Annotated in this window: 18 protein-coding genes; 12 read left to right on the top strand and 6 right to left on the bottom strand. The window is 65.5% G+C overall.

The features are described from left to right. Positions 1-662 precede the first annotated feature (662 nt). From AAEU42_RS06565 to AAEU42_RS06550, 4 genes are all read left to right on the top strand, one after another. Positions 663-3,035 carry an endonuclease MutS2 gene (locus AAEU42_RS06565; RefSeq protein WP_342232732.1) on the top strand — a complete coding sequence of 791 codons (2,373 nt, stop codon included), beginning with the start codon at positions 663-665 and terminating at the stop codon, positions 3,033-3,035. 358 nt (positions 3,036-3,393) lie between these two features. Continuing rightward, the gene (locus tag AAEU42_RS06560; RefSeq protein ID WP_342232731.1) at positions 3,394-3,657 is read left to right on the top strand and encodes an HPr family phosphocarrier protein; all 264 of its coding nucleotides are present in this window, start codon (positions 3,394-3,396) and stop codon (positions 3,655-3,657) included. Between the two features lie 70 nt (positions 3,658-3,727). Beyond that, positions 3,728-4,603, top strand: coding sequence for a radical SAM protein (locus AAEU42_RS06555; protein ID WP_342232730.1), 876 nt, complete (start codon positions 3,728-3,730; stop codon positions 4,601-4,603). A 28-nt stretch (positions 4,604-4,631) separates the two neighbouring features. Beyond that, entirely contained in the window at positions 4,632-5,984 is a 1,353-nt protein-coding gene (locus tag AAEU42_RS06550; RefSeq protein ID WP_342232729.1) for an MATE family efflux transporter, read from the top strand. A gap of 159 nt (positions 5,985-6,143) precedes the next feature. Here the strand turns inward: AAEU42_RS06550 and AAEU42_RS06545 are convergent, their stop codons facing one another. Then, on the bottom strand, positions 6,144-7,028 hold the full coding sequence (locus AAEU42_RS06545; protein WP_342232728.1) for an RluA family pseudouridine synthase: 885 nt from the start codon (positions 7,026-7,028) through the stop codon (positions 6,144-6,146). A 145-nt stretch (positions 7,029-7,173) separates the two neighbouring features. Here AAEU42_RS06545 and hemW point away from each other — a divergent pair, with 145 nt between their 5' ends. Together hemW and AAEU42_RS06535 are read left to right on the top strand one after the other, a co-directional pair. Next, positions 7,174-8,379 (top strand): radical SAM family heme chaperone HemW, encoded by a 1,206-nt coding sequence (hemW, locus tag AAEU42_RS06540; protein WP_342232727.1) that lies wholly within the window; start codon positions 7,174-7,176, stop codon positions 8,377-8,379. A gap of 113 nt (positions 8,380-8,492) precedes the next feature. After that, positions 8,493-11,549 (top strand): phosphodiester glycosidase family protein, encoded by a 3,057-nt coding sequence (locus AAEU42_RS06535; RefSeq protein WP_342232726.1) that lies wholly within the window; start codon positions 8,493-8,495, stop codon positions 11,547-11,549. Between the two features lie 85 nt (positions 11,550-11,634). On the opposite strand, the gene gluQRS is transcribed toward AAEU42_RS06535, so the two are convergent. Beyond that, complete coding sequence (gene gluQRS / locus AAEU42_RS06530; RefSeq protein ID WP_342232725.1) at positions 11,635-12,567, bottom strand: tRNA glutamyl-Q(34) synthetase GluQRS; 933 nt, start codon at positions 12,565-12,567, stop codon at positions 11,635-11,637. A 96-nt stretch (positions 12,568-12,663) separates the two neighbouring features. On the opposite strand from gluQRS, the gene AAEU42_RS06525 reads away from it, so the two are divergent. After that, complete coding sequence (locus AAEU42_RS06525) at positions 12,664-13,485, top strand: GGDEF domain-containing protein (RefSeq protein WP_342232724.1); 822 nt, start codon at positions 12,664-12,666, stop codon at positions 13,483-13,485. A gap of 56 nt (positions 13,486-13,541) precedes the next feature. On the opposite strand, the gene AAEU42_RS06520 is transcribed toward AAEU42_RS06525, so the two are convergent. The 3 genes from AAEU42_RS06520 to AAEU42_RS06510 form a co-directional block, all read right to left on the bottom strand. Further along, the gene (locus AAEU42_RS06520; protein WP_342232723.1) at positions 13,542-14,801 is read right to left on the bottom strand and encodes a diaminopimelate decarboxylase; all 1,260 of its coding nucleotides are present in this window, start codon (positions 14,799-14,801) and stop codon (positions 13,542-13,544) included. A gap of 48 nt (positions 14,802-14,849) precedes the next feature. After that, complete coding sequence (locus AAEU42_RS06515) at positions 14,850-16,238, bottom strand: MATE family efflux transporter (protein WP_342232722.1); 1,389 nt, start codon at positions 16,236-16,238, stop codon at positions 14,850-14,852. A 218-nt stretch (positions 16,239-16,456) separates the two neighbouring features. After that, the gene (locus tag AAEU42_RS06510; RefSeq protein ID WP_425288196.1) at positions 16,457-16,867 is read right to left on the bottom strand and encodes a hypothetical protein; all 411 of its coding nucleotides are present in this window, start codon (positions 16,865-16,867) and stop codon (positions 16,457-16,459) included. 165 nt (positions 16,868-17,032) lie between these two features. On the opposite strand from AAEU42_RS06510, the gene AAEU42_RS06505 reads away from it, so the two are divergent. The 5 genes from AAEU42_RS06505 (at position 17,033) to AAEU42_RS06485 (ending at position 22,660) form a co-directional block, all read left to right on the top strand. Then, positions 17,033-17,704 (top strand): response regulator transcription factor, encoded by a 672-nt coding sequence (locus AAEU42_RS06505; protein WP_342232721.1) that lies wholly within the window; start codon positions 17,033-17,035, stop codon positions 17,702-17,704. Then, the gene (locus AAEU42_RS06500; protein WP_342232720.1) at positions 17,704-18,606 is read left to right on the top strand and encodes a sensor histidine kinase; all 903 of its coding nucleotides are present in this window, start codon (positions 17,704-17,706) and stop codon (positions 18,604-18,606) included. The genes AAEU42_RS06505 and AAEU42_RS06500 overlap by 1 nt, the downstream gene beginning before the upstream one ends. Before the next feature lie 107 nt (positions 18,607-18,713). Beyond that, positions 18,714-19,385, top strand: a complete 672-nt coding sequence (locus AAEU42_RS06495; RefSeq protein WP_342232719.1) for an ABC transporter ATP-binding protein — start codon at positions 18,714-18,716, stop codon at positions 19,383-19,385. Positions 19,386-19,390: 5 nt separating this feature from the next. Next, positions 19,391-22,066: an ABC transporter permease gene (locus AAEU42_RS06490; RefSeq protein WP_342232718.1), complete on the top strand. Its 2,676-nt coding sequence runs from the start codon at positions 19,391-19,393 to the stop codon at positions 22,064-22,066. A gap of 174 nt (positions 22,067-22,240) precedes the next feature. Continuing rightward, positions 22,241-22,660 carry an Hsp20/alpha crystallin family protein gene (locus AAEU42_RS06485; RefSeq protein WP_342232717.1) on the top strand — a complete coding sequence of 140 codons (420 nt, stop codon included), beginning with the start codon at positions 22,241-22,243 and terminating at the stop codon, positions 22,658-22,660. Between the two features lie 20 nt (positions 22,661-22,680). On the opposite strand, the gene AAEU42_RS06480 is transcribed toward AAEU42_RS06485, so the two are convergent. Continuing rightward, positions 22,681-22,887 (bottom strand): hypothetical protein, encoded by a 207-nt coding sequence (locus tag AAEU42_RS06480; protein ID WP_342232716.1) that lies wholly within the window; start codon positions 22,885-22,887, stop codon positions 22,681-22,683. Between the last annotated feature and the right edge of the window lie 354 nt (positions 22,888-23,241).

The raw sequence follows: 23,241 nt of genomic DNA, 5'->3' as shown, positions 1-23,241 counted from the left end.
TCACGCTGCGGTGCCACCGGCAAGTTTTCTTAACGCTGCGGGGCCTCGGCCCCCTTGTTTGGATTCATCCCCCGGGGCTGTTCACAAGAGGGTGGGATGACCCCGGCCCCTTACTCCGTAACGGGTCCGGGGTTCAGCAGCTCTTAGGCTTCCCCTGGGGGAAGCTGTCGAGCGACGCGAGACGGATGAGGGGAACTTATCGTTTGGCAGAGCCTTTCCCATGTCCCCAGTTCCCCTCATCCGTCAGCCCTTCGGGCTGCCACCTTCCCCCGAGGGGAAGGCTGAAGACCAACCTTCTGTCAAGCGCACATCAGCGGCCCCCTCTCAGTCAGCTTCGCTGACAGCTCCCCCAAAGGGGGAGCCCCTGGCAATGCAACGCCTTCAGTCAAGAATACGTCAGCGGCCGAGCGGCGCTAGGGGGACCACGTGTCGCACAGACGCACCCGTGCTTTTCCCCCTAACAATGAGCAGTAGACCTTCTACTGGGAAGGAAAACTGCGCTCAAGGCTGCACCAAAAGACTTTTCTTTGGGGGTCTGGGGGACATTTCTTTTCCTCGGGAAAAGAAATGTCCCCCAGAAGAGCGCACCTCCGAGGTGCAATCAGCGAACATGAAAACGAACTGCCGATACCAACCGAAACAAACCCACATCGAGGTTAACTATGCGAGACGAATTATTTGAAAAATCCATCGAGACCCTGGAACTGCCCAAGGTCCTGGAACTCCTGGCCGCCGAGGCGGTGACCGAGGAGGGGAAGGAGCGGGCCCTGGCCCTGCGCCCCCTCACCGACGCCGACGACGTGGAGCGGGCCCTGGCCGAGACCTCCGCCGCCGTGGACCTGGTGAGCCTGCGGGGCTCCCCCTCCTTTTCGGGGGTGCGGCCCGTGGCGGCCTCCCTCCAGCGGGCGGACATGGGCGGCTCCCTCAACACCCGGGAGCTGCTGGACATCGCAGCCGTGCTCCGCTGCGCCCGGGGGGCCATGGAGTACGCCGCGGGGAGCGACAAAAAGACCCCCATCGACCCGCTGTTCCACGGCCTCACCGCCAACCGGTTCCTGGAGGAGAAGATCACCGGCTCCATCCTGGCCGAGGACGAGATCGCCGACGCCGCCAGCCCCGAGCTGGCCGACATCCGCCGCCACAAGCGGGCCACCGCCGGAAAGGTGCGGGACATCCTCCAGCGCCTCATCTCCTCCAACCAGTCCAAGTACCTCCAGGAGCCCATCATCACCCAGCGAAACGGCCGGTACGTGGTGCCGGTGAAGTCGGAGTGCAAGAACGAGGTGCCCGGCCTGGTCCACGACGTGTCCGCCAGCGGGGGGAGCTTCTTCATCGAGCCCATGGGGGTGGTGAAGGCCAACAACGAGCTTCGGGAGCTGGAGGCCAAGGAGAAGAAGGAAATCGAGTGCATCCTGGCCGAGCTGTCGGCGGAGTGCGCCGGCCACCGGGAGGACATCCGGCAGGACTACGATTTCCTCATCCTGCTGGACGGCATCTTTGCCCGGGCGGGGCTGTCCCTGCGGATGCGGGGCATGGCCCCCAAGATCGTGAATAGGGGCATCTCCTTCCAGCGGGCCCGCCACCCCCTCCTGGACCGGGATACCGCCGTGGCCAACGACCTGCGGCTGGGGGAGGACTTCGACACCCTGGTGGTCACCGGCCCCAACACCGGCGGCAAGACCGTGACCCTCAAGACCCTGGGGCTCCTGGTGCTTATGGCCCAGTGCGGGCTCCACATCCCCGCCTCCGGGGAGAGCCGGATGCCCGTTTTCGACCGGGTGCTGGCCGACATCGGGGACGAGCAGTCCATCGCCCAAAGCCTGTCCACCTTCTCCTCCCACATGGTGAACATCGTGGGCATCCTGGGGGAGGCGGGGGAGCGGAGCCTGGTGCTCTTCGACGAGCTGGGGGCGGGCACCGACCCGGTGGAGGGAGCAGCCCTGGCCGCCGCCATCATCGAGGAGACCCGGTCCCTGGGGGCCCTGGTGGCCGCCACCACCCACTACGCCGAGCTGAAGGTCTACGCCATGACCACCCCGGGGGTGGAGAACGCCTCCTGCGAGTTCAACGTGGAGACCCTGGCCCCCACCTATAAGCTGCTCATCGGCATCCCCGGAAAGAGCAACGCCTTCGCCATCTCCCAGCGTTTGGGCCTGCCCGGCCATGTCATCGACGCGGCGGCGGGGCGGGTCAGCGCCGAGAACGTGCGCTTCGAGGATGTGCTGACCCAGCTGGACCGCCAGCGCCAGGAGATGGAGCGGGAGAAGGAGGCGGCGGAAAAACTCCGGCGGGAGACCGAGGAGTACCAGCGCCAGGCCCGGGAGTACCGGGACGGGCTGGAGAAGGAGCGGGCCAGGGCCGTGGAAAAGGCCCAGGCGGAGGCCCGGGCCATCCTGGCAGAGGCCCGGCAGGCCGCCGACGACACCTTCCGGGAGCTGGACGAGATGAAGAAGCGCCGGAAACAGGAGGAGGACTGGCAGCGGGTGAACGAGGCCCGGGCCGGGCTCCGGGGCAAGCTGAACGCCGCCGAGGGCAAGCTGGGCCGGGCCCCCGAGGCCCCCGTGCCGCCCCCCACCCGCCCCGCGGTAAAGGGGGACACGGTGGAGCTCATCAAGATGAACGGCACCCGGGCCACGGTGCTGGACGTGAAGAAGGACGGTACCCTCCAACTCCAGGCGGGCATTTTGAAGCTCACCGCCGCCCAGGACGAGGTCCGGGTCACCGAGGGGGAGACCCAGCAGTCGGTAAAAAAGATCGTGGAGCGGGCCTCCCACCAGCTCAGAAGCCTGGGGGCTTCCCCCGAGGTGGACCTGCGGGGCCTCACCGGGGACGAGGCCATCGTGGAGCTGGACCGGTTCCTGGATAACGCCGTCATGGGCAAGCTCCAGGAGGTGCGCATCATCCACGGCAAGGGCACCGGCGCGGTGCGCTCCGCCGTGCGCACCCACCTCAAGCGCAGCCCCTACGTCAAGGCCTTCCGCCCCGGCCGCTTCGGCGAGGGTGAGGACGGCGTGACGGTGGCGGAGCTGAAATAGAAATCCCTATGGAACAACACCTTCCCCTTGGGGTTGGCTGTCCGTCAGCGGATGTGCCACATACGGACAGATCATGCCCTGTGGGCAGAAGGTGCCCCCGAAGGGGGCGGATGAGGGGAACGGCACGAAAAGGAGCCGGTCTATAGAGGCTAAGTTCCCCTCATCCGTCACCGCCCCTTGGGCGGTGCCACCTTCCCCCAGGGGGAAGGCTGGACTGAACGGCACTGGTAATGGGGAGAAACAGGGTATGGGGCCAAGGTTGGCGCTTGTATTTTGTGTAAAATGCCATTGACGGGAAAGCTTAAATTTGATATTCTATAGGAACAGTACCGCAATGTATTTTGGGGGGAAAACTGCTATGTACATGAAAGAGGCTACCGTGAACAATCAGGTGGGCCTGCACGCCCGCCCGGCGACGTTCTTTATTCAGAAGGCCAACGAGTTCAAGAGCTCTATTTGGGTGGAGAAGGACGAGCGGCGCGTGAACGCCAAGAGCCTGCTGGGCGTCCTGTCTCTGGGTATCGTCAAGGGCACCGCCATCAACCTCATCGCCGATGGCGCCGATGAGAAGGAGGCCGTGGAGGCCCTCATCGAGCTGATCTCCGGCAACTTTGGGGATTGAGCTTCACTGATACGCACGAAAAAAGCGCCGCTTTTGCGGCGCTTTTTTTGACGGCTGGGGAGAGAACGTTATGATTTGTGCACAGTGCCCCCGCACCTGCGGCGCGGAGCGGGGGGAGGGCCGCCCCGGCGGGGTGTGCGCCATGCCCGCCGAGGCGGTGGTGGCCCGGGCCGCCCTCCATTTCTGGGAGGAGCCCCCCATCTCCGGCACCCGGGGGTCGGGGACGGTGTTTTTCTCCGGGTGCAACCTCCGGTGTGTATTCTGCCAGAACAGCGTCATCAGCCAGGAGGGCTTCGGGAAGGCTGTGACGGTGGAGCGGCTGCGGGAGATCTTTTGGTCCCTCATCGGCCAGGGGGCCCACAACATCAACCTGGTGACCCCCACCCACTTTGCCCACGCCGTGGCCCGGGCTCTGGAAGAGCCCCTGCCGGTGCCGGTGGTTTGGAACACGGGGGGCTATGAGTCGGTGGAGACTCTGCGAGGGCTGGAGGGGAAGGTGCAGGTCTACCTGCCCGACTTGAAGTATCTGGACCCGGCCCGGGCGGAGCGGTACTCCGCCGCCCCGGACTACCCGGAGCGGGCCAAGGCGGCCATCCTGGAGATGTTCCGCCAGACGGGTCCCTGCGTGTTCGACGGGGAGGGGCTTTTAAAGCGGGGGCTGGTCATCCGGCACCTGCTTCTGCCCGGTGGCCTGCCCGAGGCCAAGGCGGTGATGGACTGGGTGGCCGGGACCTTTCCGCCGGGGGAGGTCCGTTTTTCCCTCATGAGCCAATATGTGCCCCTGGGCCGGGCGGGGGAGTATCCTGAGATCGACCGGAAGCTCCGCCCCAGTGAGCGGCGGAGCGCGGAGGAATATATGGCCGCTCTGGAGCTGGCGGGTTACGCCCAGGACCCGGAGGCGGCCAGCGGGGACTATGTGCCGGATTTTGATTTGACGGGGGTGTGAGGCCGTGACGCTCACAGAAGGACAAAATATGACCCGCCTCCAGGTGCTTTGGCGGCTCTCCTGGCCGGCCATCATCGAGCAGGTGCTTGGGACCATGGTCAGCTACGTGGACACCGCCATGGTGGGCGTCATGGGCGCGGCGGGCACCGCCGCCGTCTCGGTGAACGCCGCCCCCATCTGGCTGGTCCAGGGCATCCTGGTGGGCGTGGGCGTGGGCTACTCGGTCCAGGTATCCAACGCCGTGGGGGCGGGGGACAGGGAGCGGGTCAAGCGGGTGATCCGGCAGGGGTTCCTGGCGGCCCTGGTCTGCGGTCTGCTGGTGTGCGCCATCTACGAGGCGCTGGGGGGTTACATCCCCCGGTGGCTGGGGGCCAAGCCGGATGTGCTGCCCCACGCCGTCAGCTACATGCGCATCTACTGCGCCGCCCTGCCCCTGGGCTCCATGCTGGCGGTATTTTCCGCCATCCTGCGGTGTATGGGCAACACCAAGACACCGCTCATCTTCAACACGGCGGCAAACCTGCTGAATATCGTGCTGAACTTTTTCCTCATCTACCCCACGGGGGAATTCCTGGGCATTACCATCCCCCGGGCGGGGATGGGGGTGGAGGGGGCCGCCCTGGCCTCGGCCATCGCCCTGGCCGCCGCCGGAGCGGGCACCGCCTGGGCCGCCTTCCGGCAGGTGGGCTATGAGACCTCCTTCCGGGATGGGCTGGCTCCGGACGCGGGCATCATCAGCCGGGCCGCCCGGCTGGCCCTGCCCTCCGCCGCCGAGCGGGCCACCGTCAACCTGGGACAGATCGCCATGACCGCCCTGGTGGCCCGGCTGAGCACCGTGGCCCTGGCGGCCCACCAGATCGCCAACACCGCCGAGGGGCTGTGCTACCTGCCCGCCTACGGCATCGGCTACGCCGCCATCGCCCTGGTGGGGCAGTCGGTGGGGGCCAGGGAGAAGGCCGACGCCAAGGCCTACGGGAACCTGACGGGAGGCATCGGCTTCCTGCTGTGCCTGGTGACGGGCACGGCCCTGTTCCTCTTTGCCCCGCCCCTGGCCTCCCTCTTCAACTCGGACGCCGGGGTGGTGGCCCAGGCGGCGATGGCCCTGCGGATCGTGGCCTTCTCCGAGCCCCTCTTCGCCGTGTCCATCATCCTCACCAACGCCCTCCGGGGGGCGGACGACGTGCGCTTCCCCATGATTGTGGGGCTGGTGTGCATGTGGCTGGTGCGGGTGCCCCTGGCCTGCCTGCTGGTGCTGAAGCTGGACTGGGGGCTGGCCGGCATTTGGACCGCCATGGCCATCGACCTGACCCTGCGAGGCGTTTTGTGCACCGTGCGCTGGAAGCGGGGGAAATGGCTGCGCCTGAGCGGATTGGAAGAATAACCAGGAAGCCGCCCTCCCACTGGGGAGGGCGGCGTTTTTATAGATTGCCAGCGGCAATCTATAAAAACGGCACGGGGCCGTCCCGGCCCCGGCCTGTGATCCAAGGCATGGCCCCGGAGGGGCCATATGCCGTAAAAAATAGCGCAAGGAGCTTTTTTATCAGGAGGGGATCAGCCGGGCCATGTCCTCCGGCAGGTCCGAGCGGAAGGAGAGGGCCGCCCCGGTGAAGGGCTGCCGCAGCTCCAGCCGGGCGGAGTGGAGGGCGGGGCGGGAGATGCGCTCCGGGAGCTCGGTGCCGTAGAGGAAATCCCCCGCCAGGGGGTGGCCCAGATGGGCCATGTGGACCCGGATCTGGTGGGTGCGGCCGGTCTCCAGCACCAGGCGGACCAGAGAGAAGAGCCCGCCTGGGCAAATCACCTCATAGTGGGTGCGGGCCGGCTTCCCGTCGGGGCGGACCTCCTGGCGGATGTAGGAATCGTCACTGCGGCCCAGGGGGGCGTCCACCACCCCGGCGGCGGGGAAGGGGAGGCCCTCGCACACCGCCAGATACTCCCGGTGGAAGGCCCCCGAGTGGAGGGCGGCGGTGAGGGAATGCTGGGCGGCGGGGTGCTTGGCCACCACCATCAGCCCGGAGGTGCCCTTGTCCAGCCGGTGGACGGGGTGGAAGCCGGCGGGGAGGCCGATCGTTTGGTAGTAGGCCACCAGCCGGGCCCCTAGGGAGTCCTCCCAGTTCCCGGCGCAGGGGTGGACGGTGAGCCCGGCGGGCTTGTCCACCACCAGAAGATCGTCGTCCTCGTAGCGGATGTCCACCGGGCCGTCAAAGGGGACGATGCCGGAGGGGGCCCTGTCGTCGGCCAGGATGGCCACCGTCTGCCCGGGGTGGACCAGGTAGCTGGTGTAGATGTCCTCCCCGTCCACTAAGAGGCCCCGGGGGCGGTGCTTGGCCCGGCGGATGGCGGAGGTGGACAGGCCCCGGCTGCGGAGGACGGCGTCCACCCGGCGGCCCGCCTCGTCCTCCGGGACGGAAAATTCCAGATAGCGCAAGGGGGCGCCTCCCTTCTCGGAAATGAAAGCGGTTTGAATTGATTCTACCACAATTTTTGGAAAACCGCACCCGCTCTCTTTCCAAACAGTGAAAAAAGTAGTATAATAATAAAATTCAAACCCCTGTCGGAGCGAGGTGCAACCTATGGGTGAAAAACTGGGCGTCTATCTCCATATTCCTTTTTGCCGGGCCAAGTGCGATTACTGTGACTTTTATTCCCTGCCGGAGCGGGACGGGGTCATGGACGAATACTGCAAGGCGCTGACCGCCCACATCAAGGAGGCGGCGCCCCTGGCCAAGGGCTGGCAGGTGGACACGGTGTATATCGGCGGCGGCACCCCCAGCGTCCTGGGGGGCAAGCGTCTGGCCGGGCTGTTGGGCGAGGTGAAGCGCCGCTTCGACGTGGCCCGGGACGCCGAGATCACCTGCGAGGCCAACCCGGAGAGCGCCGACCGGCACTTTTTGACGGCCATGCGCCGGGCGGGGGTGAACCGGCTGTCCCTGGGGATGCAGTCGGCCTGCGACGGGGAGCTCCACGCCGTCCACCGCCTTCACAATTTCAGTCAGGTCACCGAGGCGGTGGCCCTGGCCCGGAAGGCCAAGATTAAAAACCTCTCCCTGGACCTGATCTACGGCCTGCCCGGCCAGAGCATGGAAAGCTGGAAAAAAAGCGTGGAGGCCGCCCTGTCCCTGTCGCCGGAGCACCTGTCCTGCTACGGGCTGAAGGTGGAGCCGGGCACCCCCCTGGACGGGCGGGTCACCCGGGGGGAGGTCCTCCCGGATGACGACGCCCAGGCCGACATGTACCTGTGGACGGTGGAGCGGCTGGCCCAGGCGGGGTATCCCCAGTATGAGATCTCCAATTTCGCCCGGCCCGGCTTCCAGTCCCGGCACAACCTGAAATACTGGATGGGCAAGCCCTATATCGGCTTCGGCCCCGGCGCCCACTCCGACTTCGGCGGGCGGCGCTACTCCTTCGTCCGGGATCTGGACCGGTATATCACGGGTATCCTGGGCGGCGGGGCGGTCATCGACGATTCCGAGCTGATCCCCCACCGGGAGCGGGGCAGCGAGTACCTCATGCTCCGCCTGCGGACCGTCCGGGGGATCGAGGAGTGGGAGTACCGGCGGGAATTCTCCCTCAATTTCGACCCTCTGGAGCAGAAATTGGAGGAGTACGAGCGCCAGGGCTGGGCGGTGAAGAAGGACCGCCGGTGGCACCTGACCCCCAAGGGGTTCCTGGTGTCCAACCAGCTCATCGGGGACCTGCTGACCATCCAGGAGGCCGCCACCCTCAAGACCACCCTGCCCCGCCTGCGGGCGGAGGGAAAGTTTTTGAAGGAAAAATGACATTTGGTTCCAATATTGCCGGGGCGGTTTACACCGCTCCCCGGCTGTGATAAGATGATGCGTACCGGGCTTGTCCCGGTACGCATCGTTTGTTGACCGGAACAGGAGGAAGCATGAAGCACTGGATGAAACAGATCACCGCGGCGGGGCTGTCCCTGTCGCTTTTGCTGGGGCAGGCCGCCCTGGCCTCCGACGCCCTGGGCCACGACCTCCACGCCGGACATACGGCGCTGTCCGAGGGCGCCGGGTTGACAAGGGCCTATTTTTGGAGCGATACATACAAGGACCTGCGTACCGAGCGCTACGTGTCCTACACCCCCAACGAGGATGTGAAGCCCACCGTGGCCTACGGGGACACGGTCCTCAAGCGGGCCACCCTCTCCACCATGGCCCGGGGCCTGGAGGCCCAGGGCAAGCGGGTGGTGGGGGGCACCAACGGGGACTTCTACGTGTTCGCCACCGGCCAGCCCCTTGGCCTGGTGGTGACGGACGGCATCCTGCGCTCCTCCGCCTCCTACCATTCCGCCGTGGGCTTCCGCGCCGACGGCACCGCCTTCGTGGGCACCCCCAACCTGCTCATCACCGCCACCATGCTGGGGGAGCGGATCACCGTGTTCGGCGGGGTGAACAAGATCCGCCAGGTCCGCTCGGTGGACGGCGGGGGACTGACCCTGCTCACCCGGGACTTCGGGGCCACCACCCAGAACACCTCCGCCGGGGTGGACGTGATCCTGCGGCCGGTGGCGGAGGACCTGGGCGAGGTGATCTCCGCCGAGGACAGCGGGGCGGGCTTCGAGCTCACCTTGTCGGACATGCCCAGGATCGGGGGCCGGGTGCGCTGTACCGTAGACCAGGTCATCGAGGCCGCTGGGGACAACCCCATCCCGGAGGGCTGCTTCGTCCTCACCATGAACGGCAAGGACGACGAGGGGACTTTGAATATGCTCCGCTCCCTCCAGCCGGGGGACGAGGTGAACATCGACATCACCAGCGAGGACACCCGCTGGGCCGAGGCCACCGAGGCCCTGGGCGCCATGTACCGCCTGCTGGACAACGGGCAGGTGGGGGCCAACCTGAACGCCGAGCGCACCGCCCGCACCGCCATCGGAGTGAAGGAGGACGGCACCGTCATCTTCTACACCGTGGACGGCAAGCAGGCCGGGGTCAGCGTGGGGGCCACCTGCGCCCAGGTGGCCATGCGGCTCCAGGAGCTTGGCTGTGTGGAGGCCGTGGGCCTGGACGGCGGCGGCTCCACCACCATCGGGGTCACCTATCCCGACAAGAACTATATGGAGGTGGTCAACAGCCCCTCCGACGGGGCGGAACGCTCCAACTCCACCGCCATCTTTCTGACCACCGAGCTGAAGGCCACCGGGGAGCCGGGCTCCCTGGCGCTCTCGCCCGGGGACGCCCTGCTGCTGGCGGGGGCCCAGCTCTCTTTGAGCGCCGGGGTCTTAGACACCGCCTATTACAGCATGGGGAACGCCTCGGGGGTGACTTATACCGCCGAGGGGGCCGGTGAGGTGACGCCGGAGGGGGTCTTTACGGCGGGCGCCTCCTCCGGGAGCGCCGTGGTGACGGGCACCGGCTCCGGCGGCGTCACCGGCTGGGCGGACATCACGGTGGTGGACACCCCCGACCAGATCGTGGTGAAGAACGAGGCCACCGGGGGCACCATTTCGGCACTGTCCCTGGACCCGGGGGAGACCGTCTCCCTCACCGCCTCCAGCGGTTGGCGGAACCTGCTGCTCCAGTCCCAGGACGGCTGCTATACCTGGAAGTGCGACGAGGCCGTGGGCTCCATCACGGAGGACGGCACCTTCACTGCCGGGACCAAGAGCGCCTCGGGGAACCTGACCGTCACCGCCGGGGGCAAGACGGTGGCCATCCCCGTGAACGTGGCCGGCCATGTGAAGAGCCTGGAGGACATGGAGGGCACCGAGACCGGCTTCACCTCCACCGACACCGCCACGGCCGAGATCGAAAAGACCCTGAACAATGTCCGCACCGGGCTCCAGAGCTTGAAGGTGGACTACGACACCGGCGAGGAGGGCACCGCCCAGCTGGACGCCAGGATCGCCATCCCCGGCGGGGAGCACTACCTGGGCCTGTGGGTCCTCTCCGACGGCTCGGGCAACAACCTGACCGCCGTGTTTGAAAACGCCGGCGGCGAGGAGCTGCTGGCGCCGGTGGCCGGCCTGAGCTTCACCGGCTGGAAACACGTGCTGGTGGCCATCCCCGAGGGGGCCACGGCCCTGACCGGCCTGCGCTTCATCTACGGCGGCGGGGAGAACCGGACCGGCACGGTTTGGCTGGACCAGCTCACCAGTTCCAATGAGGACCTGGAGGACACCACCCCGCCCACCATCGACATCCGGGTGAAGGGCATCCAGCTCACCGCCACCGTCAACGACAACGTGGACCGCTCCCTCTCCGCCGGGGCGGTGGTGCTCCAGTACGACGGGGCCACCCTGACCGGGAGCTGGAACGAGCAGACCGGCACCCTCACCGCCACCCTGCCCGCCCCCGGGGCCATCCGCCACCGGGTGACGGTGACGGCGGTGGACGCCAGCGGCAACCTGGGCCGGGCCTCCCTGGACGTGGGAGAGGGGGCCACCCTCATCTTCGACGACATGGAGGACCACTGGGCCGCCAGCTACGCCAACTACCTCTACGAGCAGGGGGTGACCAAGGGGGCCACCTCCGGTGACGTGCTGAACTACCTGCCCGACACGGACATCACCCGGGCGGAGTTCTTCACCATGGTGGCCCGGTGGATGGGCCTGGACCTGAGCCGGTATGAGGGGGTGTCCCTGCCCTTTGCCGACACCAAGGATATCCCCTCCTGGGCCCTGTCCGCGGTGAAGGCCATGTATGACCGGGGCATCGTCCAGGGCAGCCAGGAGTTCGACGGGCTTTACGCCCACCCCAACGACAGCATCAACCGGGCCGAGGCCATGACCATCCTGGGCCGGACCCAGATGCGGGGGTACCCCGAGGCGGAGATCACGGGCTTTACCGACTACGCTCAGGTGCCCGCATGGTCCGAGGCCTACGTCCGCAGCCTGGTGGGCCAGGGTGTGGTCAACGGATACGAGGACAACACCCTGCGGCCTCTGGCGCCCATGAGCCGGGGCCAGGTGGCCAAGGTGCTGTACACCCTGCGCTAACCGAAAAAGAGAACCCCCGCCCGCGTCCCTTGGGACGCGGGCGGGGGTTTCGTTTTGTGCAGGCTGGGAAGGGGCCGCGCCTTTCTCAGGCCAGAAGCCCGGGGTCCACGGTGATGTCCTGGCGGGGCACTTTTTCCCAGGAAAAGTCCTCCGCCAGCTGGGCGGCGGCAACAGGGGAGGGATCGGCCTGCTGGCCGGCCAGATGGGCCAGGAGCCCCAGGAGCTGCTGGGGGGTGTACCGGCGGCGGAGGGCCCCCATGTCCAGGTCGGCGTCCCGCTTGGCCAGACGGCGGCCGCCGGGGGCCAGGAGGAGGGGGACGTGGTAAAAGGAGGGGGCCTTCAGCCCCAGGGCCTCATAGAGCCAGAGCTGGCGGGGGGTGGAGGAGAGGAGGTCCCGGCCCCGGACCACCTGGGTGATCCCCATCTCGGCGTCGTCCACCACCACCGCCAGCTGGTAGGCCCAGGCCCCGTCCCACCGGCGGACGGGGAAGTCGCCGCACTCCCGGGCCAAATCCTGGGTGTAGGGGCCCTGGCAGCCGTCGGTGAAGGAGACGCTTTTCCGGGGCACCCGCACCCGCCAGCTAGGCGGACGCTCCTGGGCGCGGCGGGCCACCTCCTCCGGGGTGAGGGCGGCGCAGGGGCAGGCGGGGGAGACGTCGTGGACGTGGGGGGCCTCGTTGAGCCGCTGGAGGCGGGTGCAGAAACAGGGGTAGACCAAGCCTTGCTCCTCCAGCCTGGCGAAGGCGGCGGCGTACCGGGCCCCCCGGCTGCTCTGCCAGTAGGAGGGCACGTCGCCCCCCTCGTCCCAGTCCAGACCCAGCCACTCCAGGTCCTCCATGAGCTGCCAGGCGTGGGCGGGCTGGCAGCGCACCGGGTCCAGATCCTCCACCCGAAGCACCAGCCGCCCTCCGGCGGAGCGGACGGAGAGCCAGGCCAGCAGGGCGGAGAAGAGATTGCCCAGGTGCATCCGCCCGCTGGGGCTGGGGGCGAAGCGGCCTTTGACGGTGGTCGGTTCCATAGGCGGTATCTCCTTTCCCCTCGACGGGATTCGTTCCCGTTCACCGATGGGATATCATATACTGTGGGGAGTACATAATGATAGAACATAGGAGGGATGAAATTGCAGGACGGGTTCGGGGGCCTGGGATGGCCCCTGGGGCCCCGGCAGATGCTTCGGCTGGCCGGCGCCCTTGTGTTTGTCTGGGGGCGGGACGGCCTGCGGGTCATGGGGCCGGAGGGCCCCCTCTCCCCGGGGGAGACTGGGACCCTGGCCCGGGCGCTGGAGCCGGTCCTGCGGGAAGAGACCCGGGGAAAGTCCTCTGTGGAGGCCCAGGTGCGGCTGGAAAAGCCGGTCCGGGGAGGCACGTGGTATCAGTGCGCCGGTCTGCGCCGGAGCGACGGGCGGCTGGCGGGGCTGCTGCGGGATACCACGGCCGAGCAGATGGAGCGCCAGCGCCTTCTGGAGCAGTCCCACCGGGACTGGCTCACCGGCCTGTGGAACCGGCAGGGCATGTCCCAGCGGGTGGAGGACACCCTGGCGGAGGAGGGGCGGGCCGCCCTGCTGATGGTGGATATGGACAACTTCAAGGAGGTCAACGACAGCCGGGGCCACCTGGAAGGGGACCGGGTGCTCACCTTCACCGCCCAGCTTTTGCGGGAGCTGTTCCCCTGTCCCGCCCACGTGGGCCGGGCGGGGGGCGATGAGTTTTTGATCCTCCTGCCGGGGGCGGGGGCCTCCGACGCCTGCCGGGCGGGGCGGACCTTCTGCCGGGCCCTGCGGGAGCGGGCCCCCGCCAGGGGGCTGGGCCGGGTGTCGTGCAGTGTGGGGATCGCCGTGGCCCCCGAGGAGGGGGAGGACTTCGAAGGGCTTTTCCACGTGGCCGATCAGGCCATGTACCGGGCCAAGGAGCGGGGAAAGGACATCTGCTGCCGGTGATATCAATATAATACGTAAGGAAGAGAGGGCGGATCACTCCGCCCTCTCTTTTTGGGTCAATCAAAGACCATGGTGGAGAAGTAATCCTCCGGCGTCTCGGCCCGACGGATGAGCCGTGTGGAGCCGTCCTCCTCCAAAAGCACCTCCGCCGAGCGCAGCTTGCCGTTGTAGTTGTAGCCCATGGAGAAGCCGTGGGCCCCGGCGTCGTGGATAACCAGCAGGTCGCCCAACTCGATCTCGGGGAGTGGCCGGTCCACGGCGAACTTGTCGTTGTTCTCGCACAGGGACCCCACCACGTCGTAGACGTGGTCCAGGGGCCTGTCCTCCTTGCCCATGACGGTGATGTGGTGGTAGGCCCCGTACATGGCCGGGCGCATCAGGTTGGCGGCGCAGGCGTCCACCCCCACGTACTCCTTGTAGGTGTGCTTGAAGTGGACGGCCTTGGTGACGAGGCAGCCGTAGGGCCCCAGCATGAAGCGGCCCAGCTCGGTGAAGATGGACACGTCCCCCATGCCCGCGGGGACCAGGATCTCCTCGAACTGCCTGCGCACCCCCTCGCCGATGACAGCGATGTCGTTTTCCGGCTGGTCGGGGCGGTAGGGGATGCCCACGCCGCCGGAGAGGTTGATGAAGGCCACCTTGCAGCCGGTCTCCTTCTGGAGGTCGGCGGCCAGCTGGAAGAGGATGCCCGCCAGGGCGGGGTAGTAGTCGTTGGAGATGGTGTTGGAGGCCAGGAAGGCGTGGATGCCGAAGCGCTTGGCCCCCAATTCCTTCAGCTTTTTAAAGCCCTCGAAGAGCTGGGGGCGGGTAAAGCCGTACTTGGAGTCCCCCGGGGTGTCCATGACCTGGAAGCCCTCTTTACTCTCACCGAGCTGGAAGACCCCGCCGGGGTTGAAGCGGCAGGAGATGGTCTCGGGGATATACCCCAGGGTCTCCCGCAAAAAGTCGATGTGGGTGAAGTCGTCCAGGTTGATGGTGGCCCCCAGCCTGGCGGCCAGCTCAAACTCCTCCGCCGGGGTCTCGTTAGAGGAGAACATAATCTCACTGCCGGAGAAGCCGCATCGGTCGGAGAGCATCAGCTCGGTAAGGGAGGAGCAGTCCACGCCGCAGCCCTCCTCGTGGAGGAGCTTCAAAATGGCGGGGGTGGGGGTGGCCTTGACGGCGAAATACTCCTTGAAGCCGGGATTCCAGGCGAAGGCGGCCTTGAGCCGCCGGGCGTTTTCCCGGATGCCCTTCTCGTCGTAGAGGTGGAAGGGGGTTGGGTACTGCTGGGTGATGGCCTGGAGCCGTTCCAGGGACACAAAGGGCTTTTTCATAGCCGCACCTGCTTTCTGTGGCAGACTTTTGTACGCTAACACGTCGAATTATATCCCATCCCGGGGGACGGTGTCAAGATTGTCTCCCGCCCGGCCCGCCAGCAGCCGGGGGATGAAGCGCAGGAAGAGGAAGGAGGAGACGCAGGCGGCGACCACGTCGCAGATGGGCTCGGCCCAGAAGGCGGCGGAGGCGGTGAGGAGCATGGGCAGGGCCACCGTGGCGACGAGGAAGACCGCCTTGCGGAAGAGGGAGCAGAAGAGGGCCAGCCGGACCTGCCCCAGGGCGGTGGACTGGTCAACGATGACGTACTGCACCGCCAGGGGGATGACGGCGGCGGTGTAGATCTTGATAAAGGTGACGCTCCGGGCGGCCAGGTCGGCGTTCTGGGTGAAGAGGCGGACGAAGAGGGGGGCGCACAGCCAGGTAGCGGCCAGCATCACCGCCGTGAAGCCCACGCACAGGGCCAGGATGTGCTTGAGGGCCTTCTCCACCCGCCGGGGCCGGCCCGCGCCGTAGTTGAAGCTGACGATGCTCTGACAGCCCAGGGTGATGCCCCCCATGGGCATGGTGATGAGGAGCATGTAGCTCTGGACGATGGCGGTGCAGGTGAGGAGGGCGTCCCCCTCCCCGGGGCCGCCGAAGCGCTGGAGGACGGTGTTGAGGACGATGAGGAGCACGCTGTCCGAGCAGATGGTGAGGAAGGGGGAGACCCCGAAGGTGAGCACCTTCTTGCAGGCTCCCCAGTCGAACCGGCCCCAATGGAGGGGCACCGGCATGGATTTGCGGCGCAGGCACAAAAGGGCGAAGATACAGCTCGCCGCCTGGGACAAAAGGGTGGCCCAGGCCGCCCCGGCCACGCCCAAATCAAGAACGAAGATGAAAATGGGGTCGAGGACGATGTTCAGCCCCGCCCCCAGCACCACCGTGCCCATGCCCAGGCCCGAGCGGCCCTGGCAGATGAGGAAGCTGTTGAGGCCGGTGGCCATGAGGGCGAAGGCGGTGCCGGCGATATAGATGGTGAGGTAGGTCAGGGCGTAGGGGAAGGTGTCGGCGCTGGCGCCGAACCACAAAAGGAGCTGGCGGCGCAGGAGGAAAAAGACGGCGGACAGGGCCAGGGCCAAAACGAGCAGCAGCCGCAGGCAGTTGGAGAGGATGCCGGACGCCCCGTCGTGGTCCCCCTCCCCCATCTTCATGGCCATCAGGGGCGCTCCCCCCTGGCAAACGAGATAGGCGAAGGAGGACAGCAGGGTCACGATGGGGCCGCAGACCCCCACCCCCGCCAGGGCCAGGTCCCCGATGACGGGGATGTGGCCGATGAACATCCGGTCCACGATGGAGTAGAGCACGTTGATGAACTGGGCCAGCAGGGTGGGGATGGCCAGGCGCAGGACCAGCCGGCCCACGCTGTCATTGCCCAGGTCGATTTTTCGCCGCATGGAGGTATCCTCTCCTTTGAGAAACAAATCATACACACAAGGTCACATTATACATGATTTCAAAGGAAAGTAAAGAGTTCCCGGCGGCTGGCCCTGTTGTAGATAAGCGTTGCTTTTCGGCATAGCAAACTGATCTTCATTTTAATAGCCAAAAAATCCCTACACTTTTTCCATGTAGGGATTTTCGGATTTGTGCCGCCTTATACCAATAAGACGCATTACACAATGTTTTCACCCAATAAAATTTTAGGCATTGTGGTTAGGCAACGATTCCATCTCTTATAAAACCGTTCCAATCCAAGTTTTGAAACACGGGCATGAGTTTCTTCGTCCTCAAGTGTCCAGTGCAAAATATATGTGACTTTGCCTACCCATTTAGTCAATCGAATGGGTGGTTTTCCTTCCTTGACAGCATTGAAATCCTCTTGCCGGTGTGTGCGTTTGACATACTTCACATCAATAACTCCGGGTTGCGAAAGATAGAACTCGGCAACCTCTTTCATTAAAGTTTCAATTTCATCTTGTTTATCAATCTTTGCTTCATAAATACAAATTTCATTAAACACCCCAGCACCCCATTTACTTCGCCTTATCCGCCTAATGCGAACTACTTGTTTATATTCTGACATATGAAACTGTTCCTCTCAAGGTTGTTTGGTGAAGCTGACGGAGTTTATACCAGCAACACTTATCTACAACAGGGCTTGTCCCCCGGGCGGCTTGTCCCCCGGGCGGCTTGTCCCCCGGGGGCGGCTATGGTATACTGGTTCCAATCATGCTTTGGGAGGCCGCGTATGAACCGTTTGCTGATTGTGGAGGACGACCGGGCCCTGGGCGAGGGGGTCCGCATGGCCCTGCGGGGGCCGGAGCTGGAGGCGGAGCTGTGCCACACACTGGCCGGCGCCCGCGCCCTGCTGGCGGGTAGGGAATTCGACCTGCTGCTGCTGGACGTGAACCTGCCCGACGGCAGCGGCCTGGACCTCCTGCGGGAGCTGCGCGGGGGCGGCGGGCCGGGGGTCATCCTCCTCACCGCCAACGACCTGGAGACCGACATCGTGGCGGGGCTGGAGTTGGGGGCGGACGACTACATCTCCAAGCCCTTTTCCCTGGCGGTGCTGCGGGCCAGGGTGAACGCGCAGTTGCGCAAGGCCGCCCCCACCGCCCGGTTCGAGGTGGGGGGATTCCTCTTCGACTTTGACCGCATGGAGTTTCGCCGGGGGGCCGCCCCGGTGGAATTGAGCAAGACCGAACAGAAGCTGCTGCGGGTGCTGGTCCAGAACCGGGGGATGACCCTGAGCCGGGCCGAGCTGGTGGATCGGGTGTGGACCGACGGGGCGGAGTACGTGGACGAGAACGCCCTGTCCGTGACAGTGAAGCGCCTGCGGGACAAGCTGGAGGAGACCCCCTCCAAGCCCCGGTTCCTCAAGACGGTGTACGGCATCGGCTACACCTGGGCGGTGAAGTGATGGGCCCGCTGGAATGGCTGGCCCTGGGGGCCGTTTTGGCCGCGGCGGCGGTGGTGGTCTGGGACCGGCGGCGGCTCCGGCGGACCCTGCGGCGGATGGACGGGATGCTGGACGCCGCCCTCCGGGGGGACTTCACCGAGGACGCCTTTGACGAGACCATGCTCTCCGCCGTGGAGACCAAGCTGGCCCACTACCTGTCCGCCGCGGCGGTGTCCGGGCGGGACTTCCAGGCGGAGCGGGACGCCATCAAGACCCTCATCGCCGACATCTCCCACCAGACCAAAACCCCGGTGGCCAATCTCCTCTTATATACCCAACTCCTGTCGGAGCAGGATTTGCCCAAGGAGAGCCGGAGCTGTACGGCGGCGCTGGAGCGCCAGGCCGAGAAGCTGCGCTTCCTCATCGAGTCCCTCATCAAGACCTCCCGGCTGGAGACCGGCATCCTGGCCCTGCGCCCCGTGCCCGCCCCCCTGGCGCCCACCCTGGAGAGCGCCGCAGCCCAGGTCCGCCCCAAGGCGGAGGCCAAGGGGGTCGCGCTGGCGGTGGAACCCACGCAGGAGACCGCCTTTTTCGACCCCAGGTGGACGGCGGAGGCCCTCTACAATCTGCTGGACAACGCGGTGAAGTACACCCCCGCCGGCGGCACGGTGACGGTCCGGGCCACGGCCTACAGCTTCTTCTGCCGGGTGGACGTGGCCGATACCGGCATGGGCATCCCGGAAGAGGATCAGGCCAGGGTCTTCCAGCGGTTTTACCGCGCCGACGCCGCCCGGGAGGCGGAGGGGGTGGGCATCGGCCTCTATTTGAGCCGCCAGATCGCCGCCGGGCAGGGGGGCTACCTCAAGGTATCCTCCGCAGTGGGGGTTGGGTCCACCTTCTCGCTGTTCCTGCCCAAAAAGTGAAATCTTTCAGAAGTGTTAGATTTCAGAAAGAACGTGGAAAGATTGCCGTGGTAAAGTCTGTGTTGTGGAACGCAATACAGACTTTATCTTTTTGGAGGGTATGGACCATGACGATATTAGAGACAAAGGATTTGAAAAAGATTTACGGCGCCGGCGAGGCGGAAGTCCGGGCGCTGGACGGCGTGGATATTACGGTGGAGAAGGGGGAATTTGTGGCCGTGGTGGGCACCTCCGGCTCCGGCAAGTCCACCCTCCTACACATGCTGGGCGGGCTGGACCGGCCCACCGGCGGGACCGTCACCGTGGACGGCAGGGAGCTGTCCTCTTTAAAGGACGAGGAGCTCACCATCTTCCGCCGCCGGAAGATCGGCTTCGTGTTTCAAAACTACAATCTGGTGCCGGTGCTCAACGTCTACGAGAACATCGTTCTGCCTATCCAACTGGACGGGGACGCGCCCGACGGGGACTACGTGGGCCGTATCATTGAGACCCTGGGCCTGGAGGGCAAGCTCCAGAACCTGCCCAACAACCTCTCCGGCGGCCAGCAGCAGCGGGTGGCCATCGCCCGGGCCCTGGCGGCCAAGCCCGCCATCCTCCTGGCTGACGAGCCCACCGGCAACCTGGACAGCCGTACCAGCCAGGACGTGATGGGGCTTTTGAAGGTCACCAGCCAGACCTTCCGCCAGACCATGGTCATGATCACCCACAACGAGGAGATCGCCCAGCTGGCCGACCGGATCATCCGCATCGAGGACGGCCGCGTCGCGGCCCGGGGGTGAGGGTTATGGTCAACGTATCCAACCGCAAGTGCGTCCGCCGCCTGAGCTTCCGAAGCATGAAGGCCGCCTGGTCCCGCAACCTCGTGGCCGTGCTGGCCATCGCCCTCACCACGGTGCTCTTCACCTCCCTCTTCACCATTGCCATGTCCATCAACGACGGCTTCCAGCAAAGCAACTTCCGCCAGGTGGGGGGCTACTCCCATGGCGGGTTCAAGTACCTGAGCCAGAGCCAGTTCGAGGAGCTGCGGGAGGACCCGCTCATCCGGGAGTGGGGCCTGCGGCGCTTCCTCGCCATGCCTTCGGAGGCGCCCTTCCACAAGTCCCACGTGGAGGTGGGCTACGCCGACGCCAACTACGCCCGCTGGACCTACTGCGACCCGGTGGAGGGCCGCCTGCCCCAGGAGGGCACCGACGAGGCCGCCACCGACACCCGCGTGCTGGAGCTGCTGGGGGTGACGCCGGAGCTGGGGGCTCAATTCACCCTCTCCTTCGACGTGGACGGCCGCCCCACCACCCAGACCTTCACCCTCTCCGGCTGGTGGGCGTACGACGAGGCCGTGGTGGCCAACCAAATCCTCCTCCCCGAGAGCCGGGTGGACGCCATCCTGGCCGAGACCGGGGTGGACCCGGCAAAAACTGCCGACGGCATGACCGGCTCCTGGAACCTGGACGTGATGCTCCAAAGCAGCCTGCACATCGACGAGGACATGAAGCAGGTGCTGGCCAACCACGGCTACCAAAGCGAAAGCCGGCTCGCCGGGGACAACTTCATCCGCACCGGCGTCAACTGGGGCTACACCGGCGCCCAGCTGGCCGAGAAAATGGACCCCATGGTGGTCATCGCCATCGCCGCCGTGCTGCTGCTCATCATCTTCACCGGGTATCTCATCATCTACAACGTGTTTCAGATCTCCGTCACCAACGATATCCGCTTTTACGGGCTTTTGAAGACCATCGGCACCACCCCCCGGCAGCTGCGGCGGGTCATCCGGCAGCAGGCCCTGCTGCTCAGCGCCGTGGGCATCCCCCTGGGCCTGCTGGGGGGATGGTTCGTGGGCGGGGCGCTCACGCCGGTGGTCATCGGGCAGCTTAACGGCATTGCAAATGTGGTCTCGGTCAACCCCGTCATCTTCGTGGGGGCGGCCCTCTTCGCCCTCCTCACCGTGGTTCTCTCCTGCCGCAAGCCGGGGCGGATGGCGGGTAAGGTCTCCCCGGTGGAGGCGGTGCGGTACACCGAGGGGGGCGGCGGCCGGAAGAAAACCCGAAAGAGAACCAAGGGAGCCGGCCTCTTCGCCATGGCCCGGGCCAACCTGGGCCGCAGCCGGGGCAAGACCGCCGTCACCATCCTCTCCCTCTCCCTGGCGGTGGTCCTCCTCAACCTGACCGTAATGGTCACAAATGGCTTTGACATGGACAAATACCTGGCGGGCAATGTGGTCTCCGACTTCATCCTGGCGGACGCCAACTACTTCCAGGTGGGCGGCGACAACTTCAGCGCCGACACCGCCCTCCCCCAGGAGGCCATCGCCGCGGCGGAGGCCCAGGGCGGCATCGCCGCCGGGGGGCGCATCTACGGCCGCGCCTCCTGGGTGGAGGAGACCATCTCGGAGGAGTACTACCGGAGCCTGTGGGGCAGCTGGTACTCGGCGGAGCAGATGGAGCAGGCGGTGGCGCGCCTGGACCCGGACGGGGACGGGCGGCTGAACGACGACGCCCAGCTCTTCGGCATGGAGCCCTTCGCCCTGGATAAGCTCACCGTCCTGGAGGGGGACCTCTCCAGCCTCTACGAGCCCGGCGGGCGGTATATCGCCGCCGTGTACGGCGAGGACGACTACGGCAGGGCGCGGATGGACTCCCACTGGGCGAGATTGGGAGACACCGTCACCCTGCGGTATATCGAGGAGAAGGAGTACTACTACCTGGACAGCGGAGAGGTCATCGAGGACCTGGAGGCCACCGAGCTGGACGGGGACCGGGCCTACGCCTCCCGGCCGGTCAAATACCGGGACGTGGACTACACCGTGGCCGCCCTGGTGTCCGTCCCCCACGCCATCAGCTACCGCTACTACGGCAGCGACGAATTCATCCTCAACGACCAGACCTTCATACAGGACACCGGCACGGACAAAGTGATGCTCTACACCTTCGACATGGAGGACACCGCCGCCAACGACGCCATGGAGGCCTTTTTGGCGGACTACACGCAGCAGGTGGCCCCCCAGTTCGACTATCAGAGCCGGGCCTCCTACGTGGCGGAGTTCGAGTCCATGCGGGCTATGTACCTGATGATGGGCGGGGCCATGAGCTTCATCGTGGGGCTGGTGGGCATCCTCAATTTCTTCAACGCCATCCTCACCGGCATCCTCTCCCGGAAGCGGGAGTTCGCCGTGCTCCAGTCCATCGGCATGACGGGCCGGCAGCTCAAGACCATGCTGGTGTATGAGGGCCTCCTCTACGCCCTGGGGGCCGTCCTGGCCGCCCTGGCCCTCTCCCTGGTGCTGGGTCCCCTGGGGGCGGCGGCGGTGGAGAGCCTGTTCTGGTTCTTCACCTACCGCTTCACGGTCGCTCCCATCCTCATCCTGGCCCCGCTGTTCGCCCTGCTGGGGGCGCTGGTGCCCCTGGCGGTGTACCACTTCGTGGCCAAGCGCACCATCGTGGAGCGGCTGCGGGAGGCCGAATAGAAAACGGAAATGTTAGCACTCTGCCTAGCAGAGTGCTAACGTTTACAATTTGGACATATTTTTTGCTATCTTTGTTCACAGGCCGCGGCTATACTAAGCATTGAAAAAAGGAACGGGAGGCCGGGACGAAAAGGGCCGGGTCTCCAAAGAAAGGAGTTCATTTCTATGTTTGGTATGCTTCCGTTTGAGCGCAGTGACAGCAACGTGTTCGACACCTTCGACAACTTCGCCCGTGATTTCTTCCGCAAGTCCAACGCCGACCTGCCCGCCTTCCGCACCGATATCCGGGACGCCGGGGACAGCTTCCTGCTGGAGGCCGATCTGCCTGGGTTTAACAAGGAGGACATCTCTCTGGATCTGAAGGACGGAATACTCACCATCTCCGCTGTCCACCAGGACAGCAGCGAGGAGAAGGACGACAAGGGCAGCTACATCCGCCGGGAGCGGCGGTACGGATCCTTCCAGCGCAGCTTCGACGTCACCGGCATCGACGAGAGCGGCATCACCGCCGCCTATCAGAACGGCGTGCTGACGCTGACCCTGCCCAAGGCCAGGCCCGTGGAGCCCGAGACTCACAAGATTGCCATCCAGTAAGCAAAATAGAGAGGAGCCGGTCAGCTTTCGCTGACCGGCTCTTCTTCGTCCCTGGTGGTCCAGTTGGGGCAGGTGTCATCCGGCATCCGGGATTTGAGACGGGGCGTGGTGCAGTGTCCGCACCAGACGGAGGTGAAGCTGGAACGCCTCAAGACGTAATGCTGGTAGAAGTGGGCGCAGGTGCCGCAGAGTTTGCGTTCGGATAGGTCTTTTTTGAATGTACCCATGGGTTTGCCTCCTTCTGACGGGGCAATAGGTGCCCCTTGTGCTTACTATAAGTGTTAATTGGAAAAAGTGTTTGATTTACACCTAATTAAGTGTAAAAAGTTTTATATTCTAAAATTGTGAAGATTTATGGGTGGCCTGCCTGTGGGCCACCCGCAGGCGCCCCTCCTTTGGAAACCACCCCGGGATGTCCGCAAGAGCGCAGGATGACCCCAGCCCCTTACTTCGTAACGGAGCCGGGGTTCGACAGGCCTTAGGCTTCCCCCTGGGGGAAGCTGTCGAGCGCAGCGAGACTGATGGGGGGAACTTATCGGATTGGCAGGGCTTTTTCCATATCCGCAGTTCCCCTCATCCGT

It is taken from the genome of Pseudoflavonifractor phocaeensis, assembly GCF_038439875.1.
In the GTDB taxonomy this organism is placed as follows: Bacteria; Bacillota; Clostridia; order Oscillospirales; family Oscillospiraceae; genus Vermiculatibacterium.
Note: the sequence above shows the minus strand (reverse complement) of the source record. Positions and strands in the feature narration are given on the sequence as shown.